We start from the raw sequence: 21,468 nt of genomic DNA, 5'->3' as shown, positions 1-21,468 counted from the left end.
TCAAATCGATGGGAGCCTACATCCTTCGCCGCTTATTGCTGGTGATACCAACCCTTCTTGGGATCATGATCATCAACTTTGCACTTGTGCAATTTGTGCCAGGCGGCCCGATTGAGACGATCATCGCGCGGATGGAAGGCGGCGGCGATGTCTTTGAAGCCATCTCGGGTGGTGGCTCCGAACTTTCGGAAACGGCAAGCGAAAGCGAATATGTAGGCGCGAAGGGTCTGCCGAAGGAGTTCATAGAAGAACTCGAACGTGAGTTCGGGTTTGACAAGCCGCCGCTCGAACGCTTCCTCAACATGATGTGGAACTACATCCGCTTCGATTTTGGGGAGAGTTATTTCAGGTCGATCAGCGTGGTTGATCTGGTGCTGGAAAAGCTTCCCGTCTCGCTCACCCTCGGCCTATGGACCACCTTACTAGCCTATCTTGTCTCAATTCCGCTGGGCATACGAAAAGCGGTGAGGGATGGGTCGCGTTTCGACACGTGGACATCTGGCCTCATCATCGTGGGCTACGCGATCCCAGGGTTCTTGTTTGCGATCTTGCTGATCGTGCTGTTTGCGGGTGGATCGTACTACAGGATATTTCCGCTGCGCGGCCTCACCTCCGACGGATTTGAGGATTTCACACTCATCCAACAAATCCTCGACTACGTCTGGCACATCATCTTGCCGATCACCGCGATGATGATTTCAGGGTTTGCGACGCTGACCTTGCTGACCAAGAACAGCTTCTTGGATGAAATCCGCAAACAATACGTCATGACGGCGAAGGCGAAGGGCCTCAGCGAACGGCGTGTCCTCTACGGCCATGTATTCCGCAACGGGATGCTCATCATCATCGCGGGCTTTCCAGCGGCGTTTATCTCCGTCTTCTTTGGCGGGTCACTGATTATCGAAACGCTTTTCTCGCTCGACGGATTGGGCCGACTGGGGTTCGAGGCGGCGGTCGCCCGCGATTACCCCGTGGTCTTTGGCACGCTTTTTGCCTTTGGCCTTCTAGGACTGGTCATCAGCATCATCTCCGACCTGATGTACGTCTTCGTCGATCCGCGCATTAATTTTGAGGGGAGGGGATAGATGCAATTGTCTCCCCTCAACCGCCGCCGCTTGCAAAACTTCAAGCGCAACCGCCGCGCTTGGTGGTCGCTCATAATTTTCACAGTGTTGTTCGTCATCACCTTCTTTGCGGAGTTCATTGCGAACGACAAACCGATCCTCGTGTCCTATCGGGGGGAGTTGCGCGTTCCGGTGATGACCTTTTATTCGGAAAAGGACTACGGTGGCGATTTCCAGACCGAAGCGATTTATGGCGACCCGGAGGTCGAATGCCTGATCGTCACCGGCGGCTTGGTCGAATGTTTCGACATGCCGGAGGCATTGATCGCACAGGTGGAAGCGGGCGAAACGGTCGACATTGAAGGGTTTGAGGCAGGTTGGACAATCTGGCCGATTATTCCTTACCACTATCGCACTATCGTGGATGTGGGCGGCATCGCGCCCGCGCCGCCATCGTCAAACAACTGGCTCGGCACGGATGACACCAAGCGTGATGTCATGGCGCGGGTGATTTATGGTTTCCGTTTGTCGGTGTTCTTTGCGATCATCGTCACGGTCGCCTCCTCGATCATCGGGATCATCGCGGGCGCTGTGCAGGGTTATTTCGGTGGCAAGACGGACCTCTTCTTCCAGCGTTTCATCGAGATTTGGGGCGGTGTGCCGTCGCTCTACGTCATCATCATCATGACCGCGATCTTGGGGCGAAGTTTCTGGCTCCTTGTCTTCCTGACGGTGCTTTTCGGCTGGACCGCGCTTGTGGGGCTGATCCGTGCCGAGTTCCTGCGCGCACGCAATTTTGAATATGTCCGCGCAGCCAAAGCATTGGGCGTCAGCGACCGCACCGTCATGTTCCGCCACATTCTGCCCAACGCGATGGTGGCGACCCTGACCATGTTGCCTTTCCTCATCACCGGCGCAATCGGTGGCTTGGCGACGCTGGACTTCTTGGGCTTCGGCTTGCCGTCTTCCGCCCCATCTTTGGGTGAACTGACGCTCCAAGCGAAACAGAACCTGCAAGCGCCGTGGCTGGGCTTCACGGCCTTCTTTGCCTTCGCGATTATGCTGTCCCTCCTCGTCTTCATTTTTGAAGGCGTGCGCGACGCCTTCGACCCACGAAAGACCTTCACATGAACCGCGTCCTCGACGTCAAAGACTTGCACGTCCGGTTCCGGCAGGACGGTGAAGTGACCCATGCTGTGCGCGGCATTTCCTTCCACGTGGAAAAGGGGGAGACGGTCGCACTCGTAGGTGAATCTGGCTCCGGCAAATCCGTCACGGCCCTGTCGACGGTCGATCTTTTGACTGACAGCGCTAGCGTCGACGGCTCCATTACCTACGAAGGTGCCGAAATGGTCGGCGCGCCCGAGGCGGAGTTGCAGCGCGTCCGTGGCAACGACATCAGCTTCATTTTTCAGGAGCCGATGACCTCCCTCAATCCGCTGCACACGCTGGAAAAGCAGCTGCGCGAGTCCATCGAACTGCACCAAGGTCTGCGCGGGGCCAAAGTGCGCGACCGGATCATCGAACTGCTTAACCAAGTTGGCATTCGTGATGCGAAATCCCGCTTGGGGTCATACCCGCACCAACTGTCTGGCGGGCAGCGTCAGCGCGTCATGATTGCCATGGCCTTGGCCAATGGTCCCGACCTCTTGATCGCCGATGAACCGACAACCGCGCTCGACGTGACCATTCAGGCGCAAATCCTTGATTTGCTGGCGGATCTCAAGCGCGATGTCGGCATGTCGATGCTTTTCATTACGCATGACCTGACCATCGTGCGCAAGATCGCCGACCGCGTTTGCGTCATGAAGGACGGTGAGATTGTTGAGCATGGCCCAACGGCCGAAATTTTCGCAAACCCACAGCATCCATACACGCAAACGCTTCTGGCAGCTGAATCAGGCGACTTGCCCGCGCCGGTGCTAGAGAACGCCAAACTTATCGTCTCTACCGACGCGCTCCGCATTTGGTTCCCGATCCAGCGTGGCCTGTTGAAGCGCACAGTGGGCTACGTCAAAGCCGTCAATAGCGCGACGCTGACCGTGCGGGCGGGGGAAACCTTGGGAGTTGTAGGGGAGTCGGGTTCAGGCAAGACCACGCTTGCCCTCGCCATCATGCGGCTTTTGCAATCCGAAGGGCGGATCACTTTCCAAGACAGGGACATCCACAACCTCAGCCAACGGCAAATGCGCCCGTTGCGCAGCGACATGCAGATCGTATTCCAAGACCCCTTTGGCAGCCTCAGCCCGCGCATGACGATCGAGCAGATCATTGCGGAGGGTCTTGAAATCCATAGCGTCGATCCTGACCGCAATCAGCGGGAGTTGGTGGCTGAAATTATGACGGAGGTAGGCCTCGACCCCGCCATGATGGACCGCTATCCGCATGAGTTTTCAGGCGGCCAGCGTCAAAGGATCGCGATTGCACGCGCGATGATTTTGCGCCCGAAACTGGTGATCTTGGATGAGCCGACTTCTGCCCTCGACATGACAGTACAGGTGCAAATCGTTGAGCTCTTGCGCGAATTACAGGAACGCTACGGCTTGGCCTACCTCTTCATCAGTCACGACCTGAAAGTCGTCCGTGCGCTATCGCACAAGGTGATGGTGATGAAGCAAGGTGATGTGGTCGAAGCAGGTGATGCAGCCGCAATCTTCGACGCGCCACAAACCGACTACACTAAGGAACTGATGGCAGCCGCCTTTGACGGAAGCGTGTCGCTAGCTGTCTGATCCAATCATAAAGCAGGACGTGCCGCGTGCCTGCAAGCGGCGGCAGGCCAAATCAGCGCCTTCGCGCGTCAGACCCATGAAATTCGCATCAAATCCGCCAGAGCGTTGCACAACACGGCGCAATGACCCATTGAGGGAGCTCATTTCATTTAGCGCGACTTTTAGCAGCACGCTTTCCGCCTCGAACTGCGAGGGGTAGCGCCCGATGTTTATACCCCAATGCCGTCCGCCGGAGGTGGAAATGCGCGTGACGATTTCCTGCACATCAGACCGCATGGGCGTGACAATGGGGGTCACCGCCTGCGTGACGAGTTGCGCCACTTCGGTTTCCTGCACCGCTGGACGGGCTTGTGGCACCACGCTGTGGGCGACTGTGTTGCGCGGTTCTGGCGTCACGGCGGCGGTTTCGACTGCCTCGGCCAATGCCGCAGCGATATCATCGGTATTTACTGCGAGCAGCAGTTCTTCAATGGTCTCTGCCGCGCCATTTGAACGCGCGACAGGACGCAAACTGCGGGTGATTGCTCCGCTCACACGCACCGTCTTTGCCCCACCGTCTGGCGTCGCTGCCGGCGGTTGCGGGCGTCTGATCGTCGCACGGGTTGGTGCACGGTTGAAGCCCATGTCCATCAACTCCGTGATCCGCTTGTTACGGGCGGCGGTCGACGAGCCACCAAACATCGTTGCGATCACCCGCTCCTGCCCGCGCTGGGCGGATGCGACAAGGTTAAAGCCCGCCGCGCGGGTATAGCCCGTTTTGATCCCGTCCCCACCTTCATAGCTGTCAAGCCAGCGAGAGTTCGTGTGCCGCACCGTCCGCACACCCGCATCCGCCGTCCGGCGGGAGAAGAGGTTATAATACTGTGGGAAGTCATAAATCACATGCCGCCCCAAGATCGACATATCGCGGGCGGTCGACATGTGCCCGCGTTGGGTCAAACCATGCGCATTGCGGAACGTGGTGTTGCGCATACCCATCGCTGCCGCTGTGCGGTTCATCCGGCGCGCAAAGGCTTCTTCTGAGCCGGAGATCGCCTCCGCAATCGCGGTCGCCGCATCATTGGCGGATTTTACAGCCGCCCCGCGCAGCAAATACCGCAAACGGATTTTCTGCCCTGCACGAAGGCCCAGTTTCGAAGGCTCTTCGGAAGCCGCCAGTCGGGAGATTGTCACCTCCGTATCCAGCGTGATCTCACCACGCTGTACCGCTTGGAACGCGATGTAGAGGGTCATCATCTTGGTCAGCGAAGCAGGGTGCAGACGGGTATCGGCGTTGCGAGAGTGGAGCACTTCGCCCGTCCGCGCGTCCATCACCATCGCGGCATAGGGCGCAGCAAAAGACTGAACCGGCGCAAACACCATCACAACACACAGAAGGAAATGAATAGCCCTCATTCGGGCCAGCTGTCCCATACGACTTATCACGTCGCTTGCCTCACAAATCTGCCTCAACGGCCCCGAATTTTTCCAGTGGCCTTTATTTTTAATTGTCAAATTAACACAGGCCCCCATTTGCGCAAACCCCTTATTTTAAAAGGAAAATGCTGTGGTTTTGCTGCACTTTGGCTATATTTAGTTGTGGCGACTTCGCTTGCATCAATATGTGGTGCATCGAGGCGCAAGCGCGAATGATTGCAAACAATCAGAAAGACGCTGCGATTGTTCACCATGTCAGGGCTTTTCTTGCGGCTCGTCAGTCTTATATTAAGCAGCCAGACCGCATAAACGGGAACGTGCCTGCAACCATGTCTATCAACGTCCACATGATGACCAAATCGTCCGCTGACGACGACTCCGATGTTGGCGTTGCACTAGAAACCAAGCCAAAGACAAAACGGCCCCCGCTCTACAAAGTGCTTATCCTGAACGACGACTTCACCCCGATGGAGTTTGTGGTAATGGTCTTGGAACGCTTTTTTGGCATGTCCCACACGCAAGCGTTTGAGCTGATGCTGACTGTCCACAAAAAGGGCGTCGCGGTCGTTGGCGTTTTCAGTCACGAGATTGCTGAAACCAAGGTCGCGCAAGTTATGGACTTCGCCCAGCGTCATCAACACCCGCTGCAATGCACGATGGAGAAGGAATAGCGGTCCCGCTGTTCAATCCCGATGGCCGTCACATCCCGTATCCGCACCGCCTTGGACGAAGGTGTCCTGACCCTGCCTGTTGGCAAAGCATCGGTCGTTCGCCCCGTTGAGGCGTTCGATATGTCCGTGCTCCGCGACCATGATACCACCGTGGTGGAGACGTTTTTTCCCGACCACGACCGCTGGAAGACGGCAGGCTACGCAGTCTCTACCGATCCTGTGGAGGCGGATGTCACGATCATCTCCGTCCCACGCTACAAGGAACACGCCCGTGCGCTTGTGGCGGATGCGGCGCAACGCTCCAATATGGTGGTGGTAGATGGCGCCAAGACGGACGGCATCGACAGTATTTTCAAAGCGTGCCGCAAGATCCTGGGTCCTTTGCCGTCTGTGTCAAAGGGCCATGGTCGAATTTTCTGGTTTCAAGGGACCGACGCCCTCAGCGATTGGCTGTCAGGAGGCCGTAAAATCGGTCCTGATGGGTTCTATACCGCGCCCGGTGTCTTTTCGGATCGGTCCGTCGATCAAGGCTCCAAACTTCTCGCGGACGCGCTTCCCGACACGTTGCCCACAAGGGTCGCAGATTTCGGGGCAGGGTGGGGTTATCTCGCCTCTCGCATCATAAAAAAAGAAGGCGTCGAAACGCTCGATCTGATCGAGGCGGAGGCGCTCGCCCTTGATTGTGCAGAACTCAACGTCAAAGACCCACGCGCCGCGTTCCATTGGGCCGATGCGACGACCTTCAAATCCAGCACGGCTTACGGTGCCATCATCATGAACCCGCCGTTCCACGTTGGCCGTGACGGGGATCCGCGCCTTGGTCAGGACTTTATCCGATCAGCGGCACACAACTTGACCGCCAATGGGACGCTCTGGATGGTGGCCAACCGCCATCTGCCCTATGAACAAACGCTTTCTGACAGCTTCCGGCAGGTCACACCCCTTGCCACAACTGGTGGTTTCAAGCTCTTCAAAGCCTCTCGCCCGACGCTCTAAAATCGGTTAGCGTAACGACTCGAGGAACGTCGGAGGTCGACATCATGTCTTATTCCGTGGCTGGCAAGACAGTCATCGTCACAGGTGCTGCAAACGGCGTCGGCCTAGCGATTGGGCGGCATTTTGCAGCGGGTGGGGCGAAAGTGATGTTCGCCGACATGGATGAAGAAAAGCTACTTCATGAGATTGGCGATGAAGCGGAAGACGACGAAAACGTCCGTTTCTTCGCGGGTGATTTGCGTAAGAAGCTGACGATCAAGAATCTGATCTCCGCCACCGTTGATGCGTTTGATCGCGTGGATATTCTGGTGAATGCCAGCCGTCAGGTCATGACAACTGATCCCCTTGATCCGGATGACACGTCTTTGGACGATCTTCTGCAACAGAACCTGTTGACCGCGATGCGCCTTAGTCAAGCGGTGGCGCGCCGGATGATCAAACAGGCCAAGGACGGGGACAGCGATGCGCCCAGTGGATCCATTGTGAACCTCAGCTCCATCGCGGCCAACCGCGCTCACCCAGACTTGCTCGCCTATTCGGTCAGCAACGCCGCACTCGACCAAATGACGCGCAGCCTTGCCGTCGCGCTCGCCCCAATGCGAATCCGCGTGAACGCGGTCGCGCTTGGCTCTGTGATGAGCGCAAGCCTGCAAGACCGTCTGGCTGAGGACGAAGAACTGCGCGACCCTATCGTCCGCAACACCCCGCTCGCCCGCATTGGTGGCGCAAGCGAGGTGTCAGACGCTGCGCAATATTTGGCGTCAGACGCGTCCAGTTTTGTGACCGGTCAGATCGTCACCGTTGATGGCGGCCGCGCCCTGCTTGATCCAGCTGGGGTTGCGGCGCACTGATCACTCTGGATGAATGGCGCGGCATTGTGCGATCTGCGCTAACGCTGTGTCCTGCAATTGGCGCTGGCGCTTTTCAAGCGATGCCAGCTTTGCTTGTTCGGCGTTCAGGTCAATCGCAATTGGCTCACGCACTGTTTTAACATCGGTCTTTTCGCACTTGAACTCACACTCAACGCCGTCCTCAGATTCGCCCGTGTAGATACCATCACGCACAACCACTTATTCCCGCTCCGCAATTGCAAAGCCGCGTGCGATATTGCCCCGCGTCTCGTTCACGAGCCGGTCAATAGTCCTCAGTTCCCGCTGGGCTGAGGATGTGCACTGCTATAGCGGTGACGCGCAGGCAGCAAGGAGGAGTGGAAAAGCAATAAGTGGCAGACGCATGGAATTCTCCGGGTTGATCTAATCGCGACTTTCGCAGACGTTGGCGGAGACAAAGGGGCCAATGACCCTATTATACAATATCAAACGGAAAATGGTCCATGTTAGGCGGATTTGAGACAGAAAAAGCAACAGCGGCCGCATGGTTTGCCGATTTGCGCGACCAAATCGTCGCGGGGTTTGAAGGGTTGGAGCAATCCCAGACCGAAGGCCCAACGGCGGATAAACCCGCTGGCGTATTTGAACGAACTGAAACCAAACGTACCGCTGACGATGGCAGCGACGCAGGTGGTGGTGTCATGTCCGTTATGCGAAACGGTCGCGTGTTCGAAAAAATTGGTGTCAACACGTCCGAAGTCTACGGTGAACTTGGCCCCGCCGCGCAAAAGGCGATGGCTGCGCGCGGCGTGCCGGGGATGGAAGATGATCCGCGGTTTTGGGCCTCTGGCATCTCGCTTGTGGCCCATATGCAGAACCCCCATGCGCCTGCCGTGCACATGAACACCCGCATGTTCTGGACGCCTCATGCGTGGTGGTTTGGCGGTGGGTCTGACCTGAACCCATGTATCGAATACGACGAAGACACCGCGCATTTCCACAATACGCAGAAAGCCCACCTCGACCCGCATGGGGCCGACCTTTATCCGAAGCTGAAAGCATGGGCGGATGAGTATTTCTACATCCCGCACCGCAATCGTGCACGCGGCGTCGGGGGCATCTTTATGGATGATCGGTGCACGGGCGATTGGGCGGCTGATTTTGCGCTGACGCAAGACATCGGGCGTGCCTTCCTGTCCGCTTACGTACCGCTGGTGGAAAAACGCCGGAACACACCGTGGTCAGAGGCCGACAAAGACACGCAGCTTGTGCATCGCGGCCTCTACGCGGAATACAATTTGGTGTACGACCGCGGCACGAAATTCGGCCTCGCAACAGGGCATGATGCCAACGCTGTTTTGATGAGTCTGCCGCCGATGGCCAAGTGGGTCTGATTCACCGTCATAAAGATGGCACTGCCCATTTCACGATGGTTGGTCGGGACGTTCGTCGCCGTTTGGCTAGCACCAAGCGAATGTTCTAGGCTGTGCCCCTCGGTCTTTGCCAAAAGCTGTGCGCGTATAAGATGGGGCGGAAGCTCCGTCGCGTTTGCGAACTGCTGAGCTGCATCTCAACCCGTTCGATCCGTGTGTGATCAGGCCCCAACGCCCGTTGTTCAGCCGGAGTTGCCGATGCCAAAGACTCCGCCATCATCAAACAATAAGCCAGGCCGGTTACACCGACCATCAAAGATCTAATTACTCTACGCATTCACATCCCGCCCAGGAAGTTATGAATTGCGTACAGTCTCGATCATGATTGCGACATTTTTGGGGTCAGCATCGGGCGTAATTCCGTGCCCAAGGTTGAAAATATGCGGCCCTTGACTGAACGCCTCGCAAATCCGCTTGGTTTCAGAGACCAGCTCATCACCACCAGACACCATGTGGTAGGATGCAAGGTTGCCCTGCACACAGCCACCGGTTTGCAAATTTGCCGCTGCCCATTCAGCGGTCACACCATCGTCGAGCGCGATACAGTCCGCACCTGTCGCGGAATGGGTTCCAACATACCCCTCACCCGCGCCGCGCGGGAAAGCGATGACGGGGACGCCCGGGTGTTTGGCTTTGATCGCTTCCGTGATCTTGCGCGTGGGCTCCAAAGAATATGATTTGAAATCATCACCTTGCAGGGATCCGGCCCAGCTGTCGAAAATTTTGACGACCTCTGCTCCGGCCTCTATCTGGCGCGACAGATACGCGATGGTGCCTTCGGTCAAAAGGTCAATAACAGCCTCAAACGTGGCGCGATCTTTGGCTTTCAACTTGTGAGCTGGTCCCTGATCCGGCGTGCCGCGACCCGCGATCATATAGGTGGCTACTGTCCAAGGTGCGCCGGCAAACCCAATCAGCGTCGTTTCTTTCGGCAGCTCCTCTGACAAGATACCAACCGTTTCATAGACCGGATTCAGCGTCTCATGAATCTCATCCACCGGTTTCAGGACAGACAAATCATCGGCTTTTGTGATCGTTGACAGGCGTGGACCTTCACCCGTTTCAAACCACAAATCCATGCCGAGCGCCTGTGGCAGCAGCAGAATATCCGCAAAAAGAATCGCCGCATCAAACCCAAACCGCCTGATCGGTTGCAGCGTCACCTCTGCCGCAAGCTCTGGATTGTAGCAAAGCGACAGAAAATCACCGGCTTCGGCCCGTGTGGCCTTGTATTCGGGCAGATAACGGCCCGCTTGGCGCATCATCCAAATCGGCGGTGTCGGAAGCGTTTCCCCTGCCAGAGCGCGCAAAATCGTTTTTTCAGTGGTCATACTTGGTCCTTCTTTGGTATGTCGTCCCAAGTACATCAAACAATGTCAAGTTTTCTTGACACTCTGGGAACGCCTGAATGACGACCGATCTGCCTACTTCCGCCGCACCTTTCAAGATCGGAACGCGTGGATCACCCCTTGCTTTGGCGCAGGCGCACGAAACCCGCAGCCGGTTGATGACCGCCTTCGATTTGCAAGAAGATGCGTTTGAGATTTGCGTGATCAAAGTCACCGGTGACATCATTCAGGACCGCGCCTTGCGGGAGATAGGGGGCAAGGGCCTTTTCACAAGAGAAATCGAAGAAGCGCTGCTCGATGGCAGCATTGATATCGCCGTACATTCGATGAAGGACATGCCCGTAGTTCAGCCCAATGGCCTGCTGCTCGACACTTACTTGCCGCGCGAAGATGTGCGTGATGCGTTTGTCTCTTTCGCAGGCAAAGGTCTGCGGGATTTGGAACAGGGCGCGACTGTCGGTTCCTCCTCCCTCCGCCGTCGTGCACAGCTATTGGCACGCAGGCCCGACCTGAACGTGGTGGAGTTTCGCGGAAACGTGCAAACACGCCTGAAAAAGCTGCAAGACGGGGTCGCTACCGCGACTTTCTTGGCGATGGCGGGTCTCAATCGCCTCGGTCTGGATGAGGTGCCAAAGACACCAATTAAGGTTGAAGACATGCTTCCCGCAGTGGCCCAAGGGGCCATCGGGATAGAGCGTCGCGCGTCCGACACCCGCGCTGCCGACATGCTTGCTGCGATCCATGACACCTCTACAGGGCAACGTCTGGCCTGCGAACGCGCATTCTTGGCGCGACTGGACGGATCTTGCGAGACACCGATTGGTGGCCTTGCGGAATTCGATGGCTCCTCGCTCCGACTGCGCGGCGAAATCCTGCGCGAAGACGGGTCGGAGGTGTTCTCCGACGACGCTACCGCCCCAATTGAAGACGGCGAAGCCTTGGGTCAGGAAATGGCCTCTCGCCTCCTGAGTTGGGCGGGGCCAGGGTTCTTTGCCCATCGCGACGGGGCTTAAACCGGCGGGATCACCTTGCCGGGGTTCAGGATACCCTTCGGATCAAGCGCCTTCTTCACCGCCTGCATCGCTGCCAAAGCCACCGGATCTTTCCGGCGTGTCATGGTTTTGAGTTTTGACAACCCAACCCCGTGCTCAGCACTGAACGACCCACCGACCTCTTGAACGGTATCTTCAACAGCCTCGACAAAGCTATCGAACATCTCCGGCCCTGTGTCCTTGGGATAAATTGCATGGTGGATGTTCCCGTCCCCCAAATGCGCGACGACAACTTCCCATGCGCCGGGGTCGATCTTGCGAATCTTCTCCCCAATCCCTGCGATCACAAGCTCAACCTGATCCAAAGGCACCGCAATGTCGGTATCCACGCGCGGTCCGTCCAAGTATCCGATGTGCCCCGCGGCCTCCCGCCGTGCCCACATCTCCGCCCGCTGCGATTCGTTCTGGGCAACAACCGCATCCAGCATGGCGCCCTCTTCCAAAAGCGTGCCCAATGTCGCTTCTAATTTTTCTGACAGACGAGTTTGACCGGACTCTTGCACCATCGCGTCTTCGGCTGAGGTCGCGCCCACTTCGACCATGATGTTGGTCTCAAACGGCTCCGCAAAAGGTTCTTTGCCGTCCGGCGTCTGCCGCAAGTGCAAGTCGATGTAAGACCGCGTCATCAGTTCAAACGCTTCCACCGCGCCACCCGTCTCATCCTGAATGCGGTGCAGCAGGGTCAGCGCATCAGCAATGGATGGTGTCGCGACCATCGCTGTGGCATAGGCTTTAGGCTTGGTGAACAGCTTCAACACAGCCTTGGTGATGATCCCCAGCGTCCCCTCAGCCCCGATGACCAGATGCTTGAGGTTGTAGCCGGAATTGTCTTTATGCAGCGCTGACATCAGGTTCATCACCCGCCCATCGGCCAGAATCACTTCAATCCCAAGACAAAGATCACGCGTGTTGCCATAGCGCACAACGTTGGACCCACCCGCATTTGTCGAAAGCGCCCCACCGATCATGGCTGCGCCCCTTGCACCAAAGGTAAGCGGGAAAATCAGGTCATGCGCTTCGACCGCGTCATGGATCGATTGCAACACAACGCCGGAGCCGACCGTCACCGTCCGCCCCTCCACATCAATCTGCTCGATCTGATTCAATCGGTCTACTGATAGCATCACTGCGCCATCATTGGCCGTGGCTCCGGTCAGACCCGTATGGCCGGAGACTGGCACAACGGGCAGATCGTGGGCGTGCGCATAGCGCATCACCTGCGCGACCTCATCCGTGCTTGCAGGCCGCACTACGACGGAAGGGTTCACCACATAGTCCCCCGTCCAGTCTTGACGCCATTTGTCGGCATCAGAGCCCGTGACAGTAAACTTGGCCCCGACGATGTCCTGTAACGCAGTGATATGATCCATAAACGGCCTCCCTCGGTGGGACGCTAATCCGCACAACAAAGGTTGAAAAGGCTCGTTTGGGATTTGGTGGTGGCGTGGGAGAGACTTGAACTCTCGACCTCGCGATTATGAGTCGCGCGCTCTAACCAGCTGAGCTACCGCGCCGCACCACGAAGGCCCGATTAAGCAATGGGCGCGGTGCTGTCAAACCGAATCTTGTTGCGATCGACGCTTTCGTTTCAAGTGGAGCAGGCTTAAGGTCCAGTGCGGCAGGAAAGGGCAAAGATGACCAAGAAAAAGTGGGAATTTTGGATCGACCGTGGTGGGACGTTCACCGACATTGTCGCCCAGTCGCCCGATGGCGATATCCGCACCAACAAGCTTTTGTCAGAAAACCCTGAACGCTACACCGACGCGGCGATCCAAGGGATCAAAGACCTGATCGGTGATGACAATCCCGAGCCTGGCTCCATCGAAGCGGTCAAGATGGGCACCACGGTCGCCACCAACGCGCTTTTGGAGCGGACGGGGGAGGATGTCCTCCTCCTCATCACTAAAGGGTTCAAGGATTTGCTGGTCATCGGCTACCAGAACCGTCTCGCCTTGTTTGACCTGCACATCAAGCGGCCTGAGCGGCTGTACCGCATCGTTGCGGAGGTGGAGGAACGCTTGACCGCAGACGGTGATGTGCTGATAGCGCTGGATGAAGCATCCGTGCGCCAAACCCTCCAAACCGCGTATAACGCCGGCACGCGAGCTGTCGCGATCGCGCTTTTGCACGCCTACCTCAACCCCGCACACGAAGACCGCATCGCGGCGATCGCGGTGGAGGTCGGCTTCACGCAAATCTCCACCTCTCACAGCGTCAGCCGCCTTGCCAAACTCGTCGGGCGCGGGGACACGACGGTGGTTGATGCCTACCTGTCGCCGATCCTGAGGCGCTATGTCGATCAGGTTGACAGCGCGCTCGACGTGGGCACGGTCTGCGAACGGCTTCTGTTCATGCAATCGAACGGTGGGCTGACAGACGCAACACGGTTCCAAGGCAAGGATGCGGTCCTCTCCGGCCCCGCTGGTGGCATCGTCGGCATGGTCAAGACAGCGGAACAAGCGGGATTTGATAGTCTCATCGGCTTTGACATGGGTGGCACCAGCACGGATGTGAGCCACTATGCAGGCGATTTTGAACGCTCGTTCGAGACGGAGGTTGCAGGTGTCCGCATGCGCGCCCCGATGATGGACATCCACACCGTTGCGGCAGGCGGCGGCTCCATCTGCCAGTTCCGCGATGGCCGTTTGCAAGTTGGCCCCGAAAGCGCAGGCGCCGATCCTGGCCCGGCCTGTTATCGCCGTGGTGGCCCGCTCACCGTCACCGACTGCAACGTCATGCTCGGTAAACTGACACCAGATCATTTCCCCAAGGTTTTCGGTCCAGACGGTGATCTGCCGCTGGATGCCGCCGCCGTGCGCCGTAAGTTTGATGATCTTGCGGAACAAGTAGCGGCAGAGACGGGCCAACCAAAACGCACACTGCAAGATCTCGCGCGCGGCTTCCTCCGCATTGCCGTCGACAACATGGCCAACGCGATCAAGAAAATCAGTGTGGAGCGGGGCCACGACGTCACCGGCTACACATTGCAATGCTTCGGCGGCGCAGGCGGTCAACACGCCTGCCTTGTGGCTGATGCGCTGGGCATGCGCCGCGTGCTGATCCACCCGTATGCAGGCGTCTTGTCGGCCTTCGGGATGGGTCTCGCTGAAGTCCGCGCCCTGAGGGAAGTTCAGGTTGACGCACCGCTCGTCGATATTGCAACCGCGCAAGACGCCCTGAGAAGGATCAAGGCTGAGGCGACGCAGGACCTCTCCGACCAAGGCATCGCAAACGTCACTGTGATTGAACGCGCGCAATTGCGCTACGCTGGCTCCCACCAAGCGCTAGAAGTGCCTTTTGCCGATCCACAGAGCATGGCAGCGGCATTTGAGGCGGCGCATCAACAGCGGTTCGGCTTCACCTCTCCAGAGAGCGTGATCCTGTTTGAATTGGTGAGCGCTGAAGCCGTTGGCGGCACACCCGACCAACCGCTTCCAGCCGTCCCTCAATCCGGCAACGCGGCGCCGTTCGCAGAAACGTTGGTCAGCTTTGACAGCGACATACAAACCCCGCTCTACCATCGCGAAGACTTGGACGCGGGCACCACAATTGTCGGCCCCGCCATCATCCTCGAATCAACGGGGACGAACATGGTCGAACCTGGATGGGACGCGACCGTTGATGCGCTGGGCAACCTGATCTTGTCACGCCTCACAGCCGCCCCGCGCCCTGCCGCTGCGGGGACAGAAGCGGATCCCATCGTGCTTGAGGTGATGAGCAACCTTTTCATGTCCGTCGCTGACCAAATGGGCGCCACGCTTGCCAACACGTCATGGTCGGTGAACATCAAGGAGCGCTTTGATTTCTCATGTGCAATCTTTGATGCCGCTGGTGATCTTGTTGCCAATGCCCCGCATGTGCCTGTGCACCTCGGCTCCATGTCTGACAGCATCAAAACCGTGATGCGGCTCAACCCCGACGTGGCTGAAGGCGACGCCTATATGCTCAACTCGCCCTTCAACGGCGGCACCCATCTGCCCGACGTCACCGTCGTCACGCCTGTGTTCGTGGAGGGAAAACCTGCGTTCTGGCTCGGCAGCCGTGGGCATCACGCAGACATTGGTGGCCGCACCCCCGGATCCGGCCCGCCCGACAGCAGACATATCGATGAAGAAGGCGTGCTGATCGACAACGTACAACTCGTCCGCGCTGGCCGTTTGTTGGAGGAGGACGCCCGCAAAACCCTCGCTTCCGGCAGATACCCCTGCCGCGACATCGATCAAAACATGGCCGACCTTAAAGCACAGGTCGCAGCCAACGAGACAGGTCGTCAGGCGCTGCTCAAGGTCTGCGAAGCCTACGGCGCAGACGTTGTCACAGCCTACATGGGCCACGTTCAGGATAATGCCGCCGAAAGTGTTGCGCGGGTAGTGGAACGCCTGGTGGATGGAGAATTTGACTACCCGATGGACGAAGGCCAACGCATCAAGGTCGCGGTCAAAGTTGATGCAAGCGCACGTACCGCCACCATCGACTTCAGCGGCACCAGCCCGCAACACACCGGCAACTATAATGCGCCGCTCGCAGTCTGCCGCGCGGTCGTGCTATATGTCTTCCGGACAATGGTCGGCAAAAACATCCCACTGAACGAAGGCTGCTTACGACCGCTCAACATCATCGTGCCCGAAGGCTCCATGCTGAACCCGAGCTATCCCGCAGCCGTGATCGCGGGCAATACGGAAGTCAGCCAAGCCGCTTGCAATGCCCTCATCGGCGCGCTGGGCGTGCTGGCGTGCAGCCAAGCCACGATGAATAATTTCATCTGGGGCAACGACCGCTTTCAAAACTACGAAACGATCGCAGGCGGAACAGGCGCCGGACCGGGGTTTGACGGCTGTGACGCCGTGCAGTCCCACATGACCAACACCCGCATGACCGATCCTGAGATATTGGAAAAACGCTTCCCTGTCCGGCTCGACACCTTCCGCATTCGCGATGGATCAGGCGGTGCAGGGCGGTGGCGTGGCGGCCATGGCACGGTGCGCGAAATGACATTCCTCAACCCCGTGACCGTCACCACGCTCTGCTCCCACCGCATCATCCCACCCTATGGTGTTGAGGGTGGCCAGCCTGGCGCGGTCGGGCGCAACTGGGTCAGACTGCCTGATGGCACAACCCAAACTCTGAAGAGCAATGATGAGATCGATTTACCTGTAGGGAGCACCTTCATCCTCGAAACACCTGGCGGGGGCGGTTGGGGATCGCCTGAGGATGCGACTTAGGCTAGCTTTGGCTCAACAACGGATGCGAGACGACACATGGCAAACGGATTTCTGACGACACACGTGCTTGATACAGCCAAGGGCCTCCCTGCCGCCGGGCTGAAGATCACCCTTTATAAGTGGGAGGGTGATACGCGAGCTAAACTTGCCGAACGGATTACCAATGACGATGGCCGCACCGACACGCCAATCCTGCCAAAAGATGATTTTTCTGTTGGGGAGTATGAACTGGTGTTTGAGGCTGGCGCATATCACAGCTCCACCTCTGATCATCCCTTCCTCACCCACATCCCGATCCGTTTCGGCATTGATGACTCAGACAGCCATTACCACGTGCCGCTGCTGCTTTCACCCTTCGGATATTCGACCTATCGCGGCAGCTAGCCCTTGCTGAACCGCCACTCGGTTTCTTGGACATAAGGTGCATCAGGCGTGACGCGGATCGACGGGAAGCCGCTGTTGTGCGGCGCGTTGGGCCAGCTTTGCGCCTCAATCGCCAGACCTTCATAGACTTGTTTGCCTGGCCGCGCAGGGGAGCGATTGTCATAGACCTGAATGCCTGTCTGATCCGTCGCAACGGTCATCGTGACGCCAGACGTTCCTGTCAATTTCAGCGCGTCCCGCACAGCGGTACGCTGGTCTGACAGGCAAAAGTTATTGTCTATTTCAGGTTTTTGCGGATATATTTTAGTAGCTTGACTAAAATCGAGTGGCCCACCTGCGGCCGCTTCAATCTCACCCGTGGGGATCAAATCTTCGGCCAATTGCAGGTAGTGATCTGCATGAACGTGTAAGTGATGCCCCGCCCATGTCGCCATGCCATCAAGGTTCCAGTAGCTGTGGTTGGCGAAATTCATCAATGTTGGCGCATCGGTCACCCCGTCAATCCGCATCGACAGGGTTGCGGGCGCCGACACTTCATAAACCACGGTGATGTCCCGATTGCCCGGCAATCCGGCCTGTCCATCGACCAGGTGGCAGGTCAGGGTGACCGCATTCTCCGACACTTCAACCACGTCCCAAACCTGAAGCTGCGTCGCGTCTCGCCCGGCGTGCAAATGCACATCGCCCGCGTTTCGTTCCAACTCATACATCATGCCGTCAATTTCGACCCGCGCAGGGAAGGTCCGGTTTGCCAGCGGCCCAATGAGCGATCCGTGATAGCGCAGCGCGTCCTCATAATCAGCCAGATCATCGGAGCCGAGCGTCAGTGGATACGCGACCCCTTTCAGCCGCACGTCCTGCACCACCGCACCCCATGTTAGGATGCTGGCCGTCAGATCACCCGCGCAGAGTGTGATCTTCTCGACCGCTTGACCTGTGACGGTCGTTCCAAACGGCTCTATCATCGCGCTTCCCAATGGACGCCTGCGGGCTCAATCACGGTGCCATTCCACTCTTGCGGTTCCGGCGCGTAGTTGAAAACAAAGCGATGGGTTGCCGTGTCCCTGATCCGCACGCCGCGTGGCAGGTCGTATGTTTCAACGCCCGCTTCCGCCATTAAGTCACGCAGCAGGTCCAGATACGTCTCATCCTCGGGCCAACCGGCCAGATAACGCAGGTTGTCAGTTCCAACGATGGCGGGATGCCCGCTGACGGTCCAGGCTCTGACCTCAGCCGCCCCCTCCAAATGCTCAAACCAATGCCGGAACGACCCGCCGTTTGCGAGCGTGATGGTATCGGTTGGTGGCACGCTTTCGGTCAAAACAACGGTCGTGTCGACACCGGGCAGGTTCGGCCCCATCGGCGTCGGAATGGTCAGTTCGGCGGTCTTCGTGTCGGTCCGGGGTCCAACCAACGCCACCCCTTGGTAAGTCTCCAACGCCCCGCGCAATTCATCGCTCAACTGCATGATCCCGGGCGCAAGGACGGCCTTATAGGCGGACACATCGTTCGTATCGGGCCGGATTATGTCCACGCTCAAACCCAGCTTCCGTAACGCACCATAGGCCGCAAACCCAAGTCGGAACATATCGAAATCGGCACCCTGCGGCTGCGTATCCCACGCCCAGGCGCTCTCATAATCAAACACCAGCGCCACGGGCGATTGTGCGGTGCCGACATCTGGCAACCCCTCAATCTCAGCTGCCACTTGCGACGCTTCCGCCAAGGCAGGCGCGTCTTTGCTGTCAGGGCGCAAAAGGCCCGCGTGCATCTGCTCCTGCGCAAACGGGGCCTGCCGCCAGCGGAAATAGCACACCGTCTCCGCCCCATGGGCAAACGCCTCCCACGCCCAAAGCCGCGCCATGCCGGGCAGCGGGGCAGGGTTGTAAGGCGCCCAGTTCACAGGGCCCGGCTGTTGCTCCATCACCCAAAGCCGGCCTTTGCCAACCGCGCGATACAGGTCATGATGAAACGCTTGATTGTCAGGGTGGCCTTGCCGGAGGAAATATTGCTTCTGCTCCGGCGTACCTTCGATCCGGTCGCTCAGGAACCCGATCGGGTAGCTGTCCCATGACGCGATATCGAGGTCGTCGGCAACCGCCCAATGATCAAACGTCGTGATCCGGCCCATGTAGTTGTGGATAAGCGGCGCATCGGTGTGCTTGCGCAACTCATCCACCTGAGCCCGATTGAATGCCACCACCTGATCCGAGCTATAGCGCCGGAAGGCCAGGACATGCGCGGGGTTCGGCTCCGTCACTGTGAGGTTTGGCAACTCTACTTGATCAAAGCTGTCATAATCCATCGACCAAAACACATTGCCCCACGCGCGGTTGAGCGTATCGGTCGACTGATATCGCTGTGCCAGCCAATCGCGGAAGCCCTTCAGGGCCACATCGGAATAGCTCAGTGTTGTGTCATGGCAGTCATATTCGTTGTCGATCTGCCAGGCGGCGATATGTGGGTTTGTTCCATATCGCTCACCCATTATGCGCGCGATCCGGCGGCATTCTTCGCGGTAGCCCTGATGACCAAAGTCATAGTGCCTACGCGATCCGAATTTGCGCTCGCGCCCTTCCGTATCCACAGGCAACATTTCGGGCATTTCGTCCACCAACCACCGCGGTGGCGTGGCTGTCGGCGTGCCAAGAATGATTTTCAGGCCTGCCGCGCCCAACGTCGCAATTGCCCGATCAAGCCAGTCCCACGTGAACGTGCCGCGCGATGGCTCCATCCGCTGCCACGCGAACTCCCCGATCCGCACCCAGCTCAGGCCCGCCTCCGCCATCCGGCGCGCGTCCTCCGCCCATTGCTCCTCGGGCCAGTGTTCTGGGTAGTAACAAACGCCAAGCGTGCGCTTCATGGTTCAATAATCCTTACCGTACCGCACCGCCGTCAGAGCAGTACGCGATGTTCTTTCTGACCGGTGTACTTCGTTTCAATTGCAAAAGTCTTGCCATGATCGCCACCTGTCTGACCCACAGCAGCGGAAGTGCAGTAAAGCGTTGTACCCTCTGGCCCACCAAACGCAGGGCAGGACGATTGAACAGCGGGCAGATCGAACGCCTCAATAAACGTCCCATCGGGTTTGTACCCCGCCACACGGCCGACGCCCCATTGCGCGCTCCACAAATTGCCGTTCTGATCAATGACCGCACCGTCGGGGCGATAAGGCGTGCCGGTTAGGTCAAGATGCACCGTCGCCGTGCCTTCAGGCCAGCCCTTTTCATCCAACGGAAGCGCCATAATCAGCTGCGTGTCCGTATCGGTATAGTATGCAAATTTGTTATCAGGTGAGAAACAGATGCTGTTTGATATAGTCACGTGACCCACAATCTCCCGCAGTTCCCCCTTGTAGAAGCGATAGATGGTGCCTGCGAAATCCTCCGCACCCTTGCCCATCGTCCCAATCCAGAACCCACCGTAGGGGTCTGCCCGACCATCGTTGGAGCGGGTGACAGGATTGTCCGCCTCCAGATCGATCACATGCTCCTTTTCTTCCGTCTCAAGGTTGAACCGGAAAAGGGCGGATCCTGACGCAATCAAAAGCTCATCACGCGTCACCCAACCGGCGGCGGAGACATGCTCCTCGAACTGCCAGTGCTGCCCTTTGGTGTGCAGGCGTTTGCCAAGAATATCGAACCAGAACAATTGATTACGTTCGGGGTGCCACAGCGGCCCTTCGCCCAACTCACAAACCGTGTTGTCAAAAATCATGATGCCGCCTCATCATAGTTCGCGACCAAGTCTTTGGCGCGCGCCGTGACCTCCGCTATGGAATACCCTGGCTTGTAGAGGGCCGACCCAATGCCAAAACCATCCGCCGTGGCCGCCATCCACTCCGCAAAATTTTCCGCCCCTGCACCGCCCACTGCAAAGACCTGCGTGCCCTCCGGCAAAACCGCGCGGATCGCTTTGATCCCCGACGGCCCCAAAAGGCTGGCTGGGAAGATCTTCAGCCCATCAGCTCCGGCCTTTAGCGCGGCAAAGCATTCGGTTGGCGTCATCACACCGGGCCAGCTTTGCATTCCAGCCGTTTTTGTCGCCACAATCACCCGCTGGTCACAGTTCGGGGATACGATTAATTTGCCACCCGCCTGCGCAACGCGGCCCACGTCATCGGTCGACAACACAGTGCCCGCCCCGATCAACGCCCGATCGCCAAAGGCGTCGGCCATGTTCTTGATACTGTCGAACGGATCAGGGGAGTTTAGCGGCACCTCAATCCGGTCAATCCCTGCATCAATCAAGGCTTCAGAAATAGGTGCGGCCTCTGCGGGGGTGACCCCGCGCAGGATCGCGATCAACGGACGCGACAT

The 21,468-nt window shown here is 58.1% G+C and carries 18 protein-coding genes and 1 tRNA gene; 10 read left to right on the top strand and 9 right to left on the bottom strand.

What is annotated here, in order from left to right; all coding sequences use genetic code 11:
• Nucleotides 1-8: 8 nt before the first annotated feature.
• From ACTF5F_RS07855 to ACTF5F_RS07845, 3 genes are read left to right on the top strand one after another with little or no spacing between them, the layout of a single operon-like run.
• Entirely contained in the window at nt 9-1,085 is a 1,077-nt protein-coding gene (locus ACTF5F_RS07855) for a microcin C ABC transporter permease YejB (protein WP_438956321.1), read from the top strand.
• Complete coding sequence (locus ACTF5F_RS07850) at nt 1,086-2,195, top strand: ABC transporter permease (protein ID WP_438956320.1); 1,110 nt, start codon at nt 1,086-1,088, stop codon at nt 2,193-2,195.
• Nucleotides 2,192-3,796, top strand: a complete 1,605-nt coding sequence (locus ACTF5F_RS07845) for an ABC transporter ATP-binding protein (RefSeq protein WP_438956319.1) — start codon at nt 2,192-2,194, stop codon at nt 3,794-3,796. The genes ACTF5F_RS07850 and ACTF5F_RS07845 overlap by 4 nt, the downstream gene beginning before the upstream one ends.
• On the opposite strand, the gene ACTF5F_RS07840 is transcribed toward ACTF5F_RS07845, so the two are convergent.
• The gene (locus ACTF5F_RS07840) at nt 3,785-5,191 is read right to left on the bottom strand and encodes a D-alanyl-D-alanine carboxypeptidase family protein (RefSeq protein ID WP_438956318.1); all 1,407 of its coding nucleotides are present in this window, start codon (nt 5,189-5,191) and stop codon (nt 3,785-3,787) included. The genes ACTF5F_RS07845 and ACTF5F_RS07840 overlap by 12 nt on opposite strands.
• Before the next feature lie 350 nt (nt 5,192-5,541).
• Between ACTF5F_RS07840 and clpS the strand changes: the two genes are divergently transcribed.
• From clpS to ACTF5F_RS07825, 3 genes are read left to right on the top strand one after another with little or no spacing between them, the layout of a single operon-like run.
• The gene (gene clpS, locus ACTF5F_RS07835; RefSeq protein ID WP_438956317.1) at nt 5,542-5,883 is read left to right on the top strand and encodes an ATP-dependent Clp protease adapter ClpS; all 342 of its coding nucleotides are present in this window, start codon (nt 5,542-5,544) and stop codon (nt 5,881-5,883) included.
• Nucleotides 5,884-5,904: 21 nt separating this feature from the next.
• Complete coding sequence (locus tag ACTF5F_RS07830) at nt 5,905-6,879, top strand: class I SAM-dependent methyltransferase (protein ID WP_438956316.1); 975 nt, start codon at nt 5,905-5,907, stop codon at nt 6,877-6,879.
• 44 nt (nt 6,880-6,923) lie between these two features.
• A complete protein-coding gene (locus ACTF5F_RS07825) occupies nt 6,924-7,730 on the top strand; it encodes an SDR family NAD(P)-dependent oxidoreductase (RefSeq protein ID WP_438956315.1) in 807 nt (268 codons plus the stop codon).
• Here ACTF5F_RS07825 and ACTF5F_RS07820 read toward each other — a convergent pair whose 3' ends face one another.
• Complete coding sequence (locus tag ACTF5F_RS07820) at nt 7,731-7,943, bottom strand: hypothetical protein (RefSeq protein WP_438956314.1); 213 nt, start codon at nt 7,941-7,943, stop codon at nt 7,731-7,733.
• A gap of 269 nt (nt 7,944-8,212) precedes the next feature.
• On the opposite strand from ACTF5F_RS07820, the gene hemF reads away from it, so the two are divergent.
• Nucleotides 8,213-9,103 (top strand): oxygen-dependent coproporphyrinogen oxidase, encoded by an 891-nt coding sequence (gene hemF / locus ACTF5F_RS07815; protein ID WP_438956313.1) that lies wholly within the window; start codon nt 8,213-8,215, stop codon nt 9,101-9,103.
• A gap of 335 nt (nt 9,104-9,438) precedes the next feature.
• Here hemF and hemE read toward each other — a convergent pair whose 3' ends face one another.
• Nucleotides 9,439-10,473 (bottom strand): uroporphyrinogen decarboxylase, encoded by a 1,035-nt coding sequence (gene hemE, locus ACTF5F_RS07810; protein ID WP_438956312.1) that lies wholly within the window; start codon nt 10,471-10,473, stop codon nt 9,439-9,441.
• Nucleotides 10,474-10,550: 77 nt separating this feature from the next.
• Between hemE and hemC the strand changes: the two genes are divergently transcribed.
• Nucleotides 10,551-11,504, top strand: coding sequence for a hydroxymethylbilane synthase (gene hemC / locus ACTF5F_RS07805; RefSeq protein ID WP_438956311.1), 954 nt, complete (start codon nt 10,551-10,553; stop codon nt 11,502-11,504).
• On the opposite strand, the gene ACTF5F_RS07800 is transcribed toward hemC, so the two are convergent.
• The gene (locus ACTF5F_RS07800; RefSeq protein ID WP_438956310.1) at nt 11,501-12,913 is read right to left on the bottom strand and encodes an FAD-binding oxidoreductase; all 1,413 of its coding nucleotides are present in this window, start codon (nt 12,911-12,913) and stop codon (nt 11,501-11,503) included. The genes hemC and ACTF5F_RS07800 overlap by 4 nt on opposite strands.
• 67 nt (nt 12,914-12,980) lie before the next feature.
• Nucleotides 12,981-13,057, bottom strand: a tRNA-Met gene (locus ACTF5F_RS07795).
• 120 nt (nt 13,058-13,177) lie between these two features.
• Here ACTF5F_RS07795 and ACTF5F_RS07790 point away from each other — a divergent pair.
• Both ACTF5F_RS07790 and uraH read left to right on the top strand, forming a co-directional pair.
• Complete coding sequence (locus ACTF5F_RS07790) at nt 13,178-16,765, top strand: hydantoinase B/oxoprolinase family protein (protein WP_438956309.1); 3,588 nt, start codon at nt 13,178-13,180, stop codon at nt 16,763-16,765.
• Between the two features lie 36 nt (nt 16,766-16,801).
• The gene (gene uraH / locus ACTF5F_RS07785) at nt 16,802-17,149 is read left to right on the top strand and encodes a hydroxyisourate hydrolase (protein WP_438956308.1); all 348 of its coding nucleotides are present in this window, start codon (nt 16,802-16,804) and stop codon (nt 17,147-17,149) included.
• On the opposite strand, the gene ACTF5F_RS07780 is transcribed toward uraH, so the two are convergent.
• From ACTF5F_RS07780 to ACTF5F_RS07765, 4 genes are read right to left on the bottom strand one after another with little or no spacing between them, the layout of a single operon-like run.
• On the bottom strand, nt 17,146-18,114 hold the full coding sequence (locus ACTF5F_RS07780; protein ID WP_438956307.1) for an aldose epimerase family protein: 969 nt from the start codon (nt 18,112-18,114) through the stop codon (nt 17,146-17,148). The genes uraH and ACTF5F_RS07780 overlap by 4 nt on opposite strands.
• Complete coding sequence (locus ACTF5F_RS07775) at nt 18,111-20,012, bottom strand: beta-galactosidase (protein ID WP_438956306.1); 1,902 nt, start codon at nt 20,010-20,012, stop codon at nt 18,111-18,113. The genes ACTF5F_RS07780 and ACTF5F_RS07775 overlap by 4 nt, the downstream gene beginning before the upstream one ends.
• Before the next feature lie 32 nt (nt 20,013-20,044).
• Entirely contained in the window at nt 20,045-20,866 is an 822-nt protein-coding gene (locus ACTF5F_RS07770; protein WP_438956305.1) for an SMP-30/gluconolactonase/LRE family protein, read from the bottom strand.
• Nucleotides 20,863-21,468, bottom strand: coding sequence for a 2-dehydro-3-deoxy-6-phosphogalactonate aldolase (locus ACTF5F_RS07765; protein WP_438956304.1), 606 nt, complete (start codon nt 21,466-21,468; stop codon nt 20,863-20,865). The genes ACTF5F_RS07770 and ACTF5F_RS07765 overlap by 4 nt, the downstream gene beginning before the upstream one ends.

Origin of the sequence: Cognatiyoonia sp., assembly GCF_965661665.1 — a bacterium.
Classification (GTDB): domain Bacteria; phylum Pseudomonadota; class Alphaproteobacteria; order Rhodobacterales; family Rhodobacteraceae; genus Cognatiyoonia.
This window is presented reverse-complemented; position numbering and strand designations above follow the sequence as displayed.

Coding starts and splice junctions, on each gene's coding strand:
- ACTF5F_RS07765 (WP_438956304.1), bottom strand. CDS start 21,468: ATGTCGCGTCCGTTGATCGCGATCCTGCGCGGGGTCACCCCCGCAGAG.
- ACTF5F_RS07830 (WP_438956316.1), top strand. CDS start 5,905: ATGGCCGTCACATCCCGTATCCGCACCGCCTTGGACGAAGGTGTCCTG.
- ACTF5F_RS07775 (WP_438956306.1), bottom strand. CDS start 20,012: ATGAAGCGCACGCTTGGCGTTTGTTACTACCCAGAACACTGGCCCGAG.
- ACTF5F_RS07770 (WP_438956305.1), bottom strand. CDS start 20,866: ATGATTTTTGACAACACGGTTTGTGAGTTGGGCGAAGGGCCGCTGTGG.
- uraH (WP_438956308.1), top strand. CDS start 16,802: ATGGCAAACGGATTTCTGACGACACACGTGCTTGATACAGCCAAGGGC.
- ACTF5F_RS07855 (WP_438956321.1), top strand. CDS start 9: ATGGGAGCCTACATCCTTCGCCGCTTATTGCTGGTGATACCAACCCTT.
- ACTF5F_RS07790 (WP_438956309.1), top strand. CDS start 13,178: ATGACCAAGAAAAAGTGGGAATTTTGGATCGACCGTGGTGGGACGTTC.
- hemC (WP_438956311.1), top strand. CDS start 10,551: ATGACGACCGATCTGCCTACTTCCGCCGCACCTTTCAAGATCGGAACG.
- hemF (WP_438956313.1), top strand. CDS start 8,213: ATGTTAGGCGGATTTGAGACAGAAAAAGCAACAGCGGCCGCATGGTTT.
- ACTF5F_RS07825 (WP_438956315.1), top strand. CDS start 6,924: ATGTCTTATTCCGTGGCTGGCAAGACAGTCATCGTCACAGGTGCTGCA.
- ACTF5F_RS07780 (WP_438956307.1), bottom strand. CDS start 18,114: ATGATAGAGCCGTTTGGAACGACCGTCACAGGTCAAGCGGTCGAGAAG.
- clpS (WP_438956317.1), top strand. CDS start 5,542: ATGTCTATCAACGTCCACATGATGACCAAATCGTCCGCTGACGACGAC.
- ACTF5F_RS07840 (WP_438956318.1), bottom strand. CDS start 5,191: ATGAGGGCTATTCATTTCCTTCTGTGTGTTGTGATGGTGTTTGCGCCG.
- ACTF5F_RS07800 (WP_438956310.1), bottom strand. CDS start 12,913: ATGGATCATATCACTGCGTTACAGGACATCGTCGGGGCCAAGTTTACT.
- hemE (WP_438956312.1), bottom strand. CDS start 10,473: ATGACCACTGAAAAAACGATTTTGCGCGCTCTGGCAGGGGAAACGCTT.
- ACTF5F_RS07850 (WP_438956320.1), top strand. CDS start 1,086: ATGCAATTGTCTCCCCTCAACCGCCGCCGCTTGCAAAACTTCAAGCGC.
- ACTF5F_RS07845 (WP_438956319.1), top strand. CDS start 2,192: ATGAACCGCGTCCTCGACGTCAAAGACTTGCACGTCCGGTTCCGGCAG.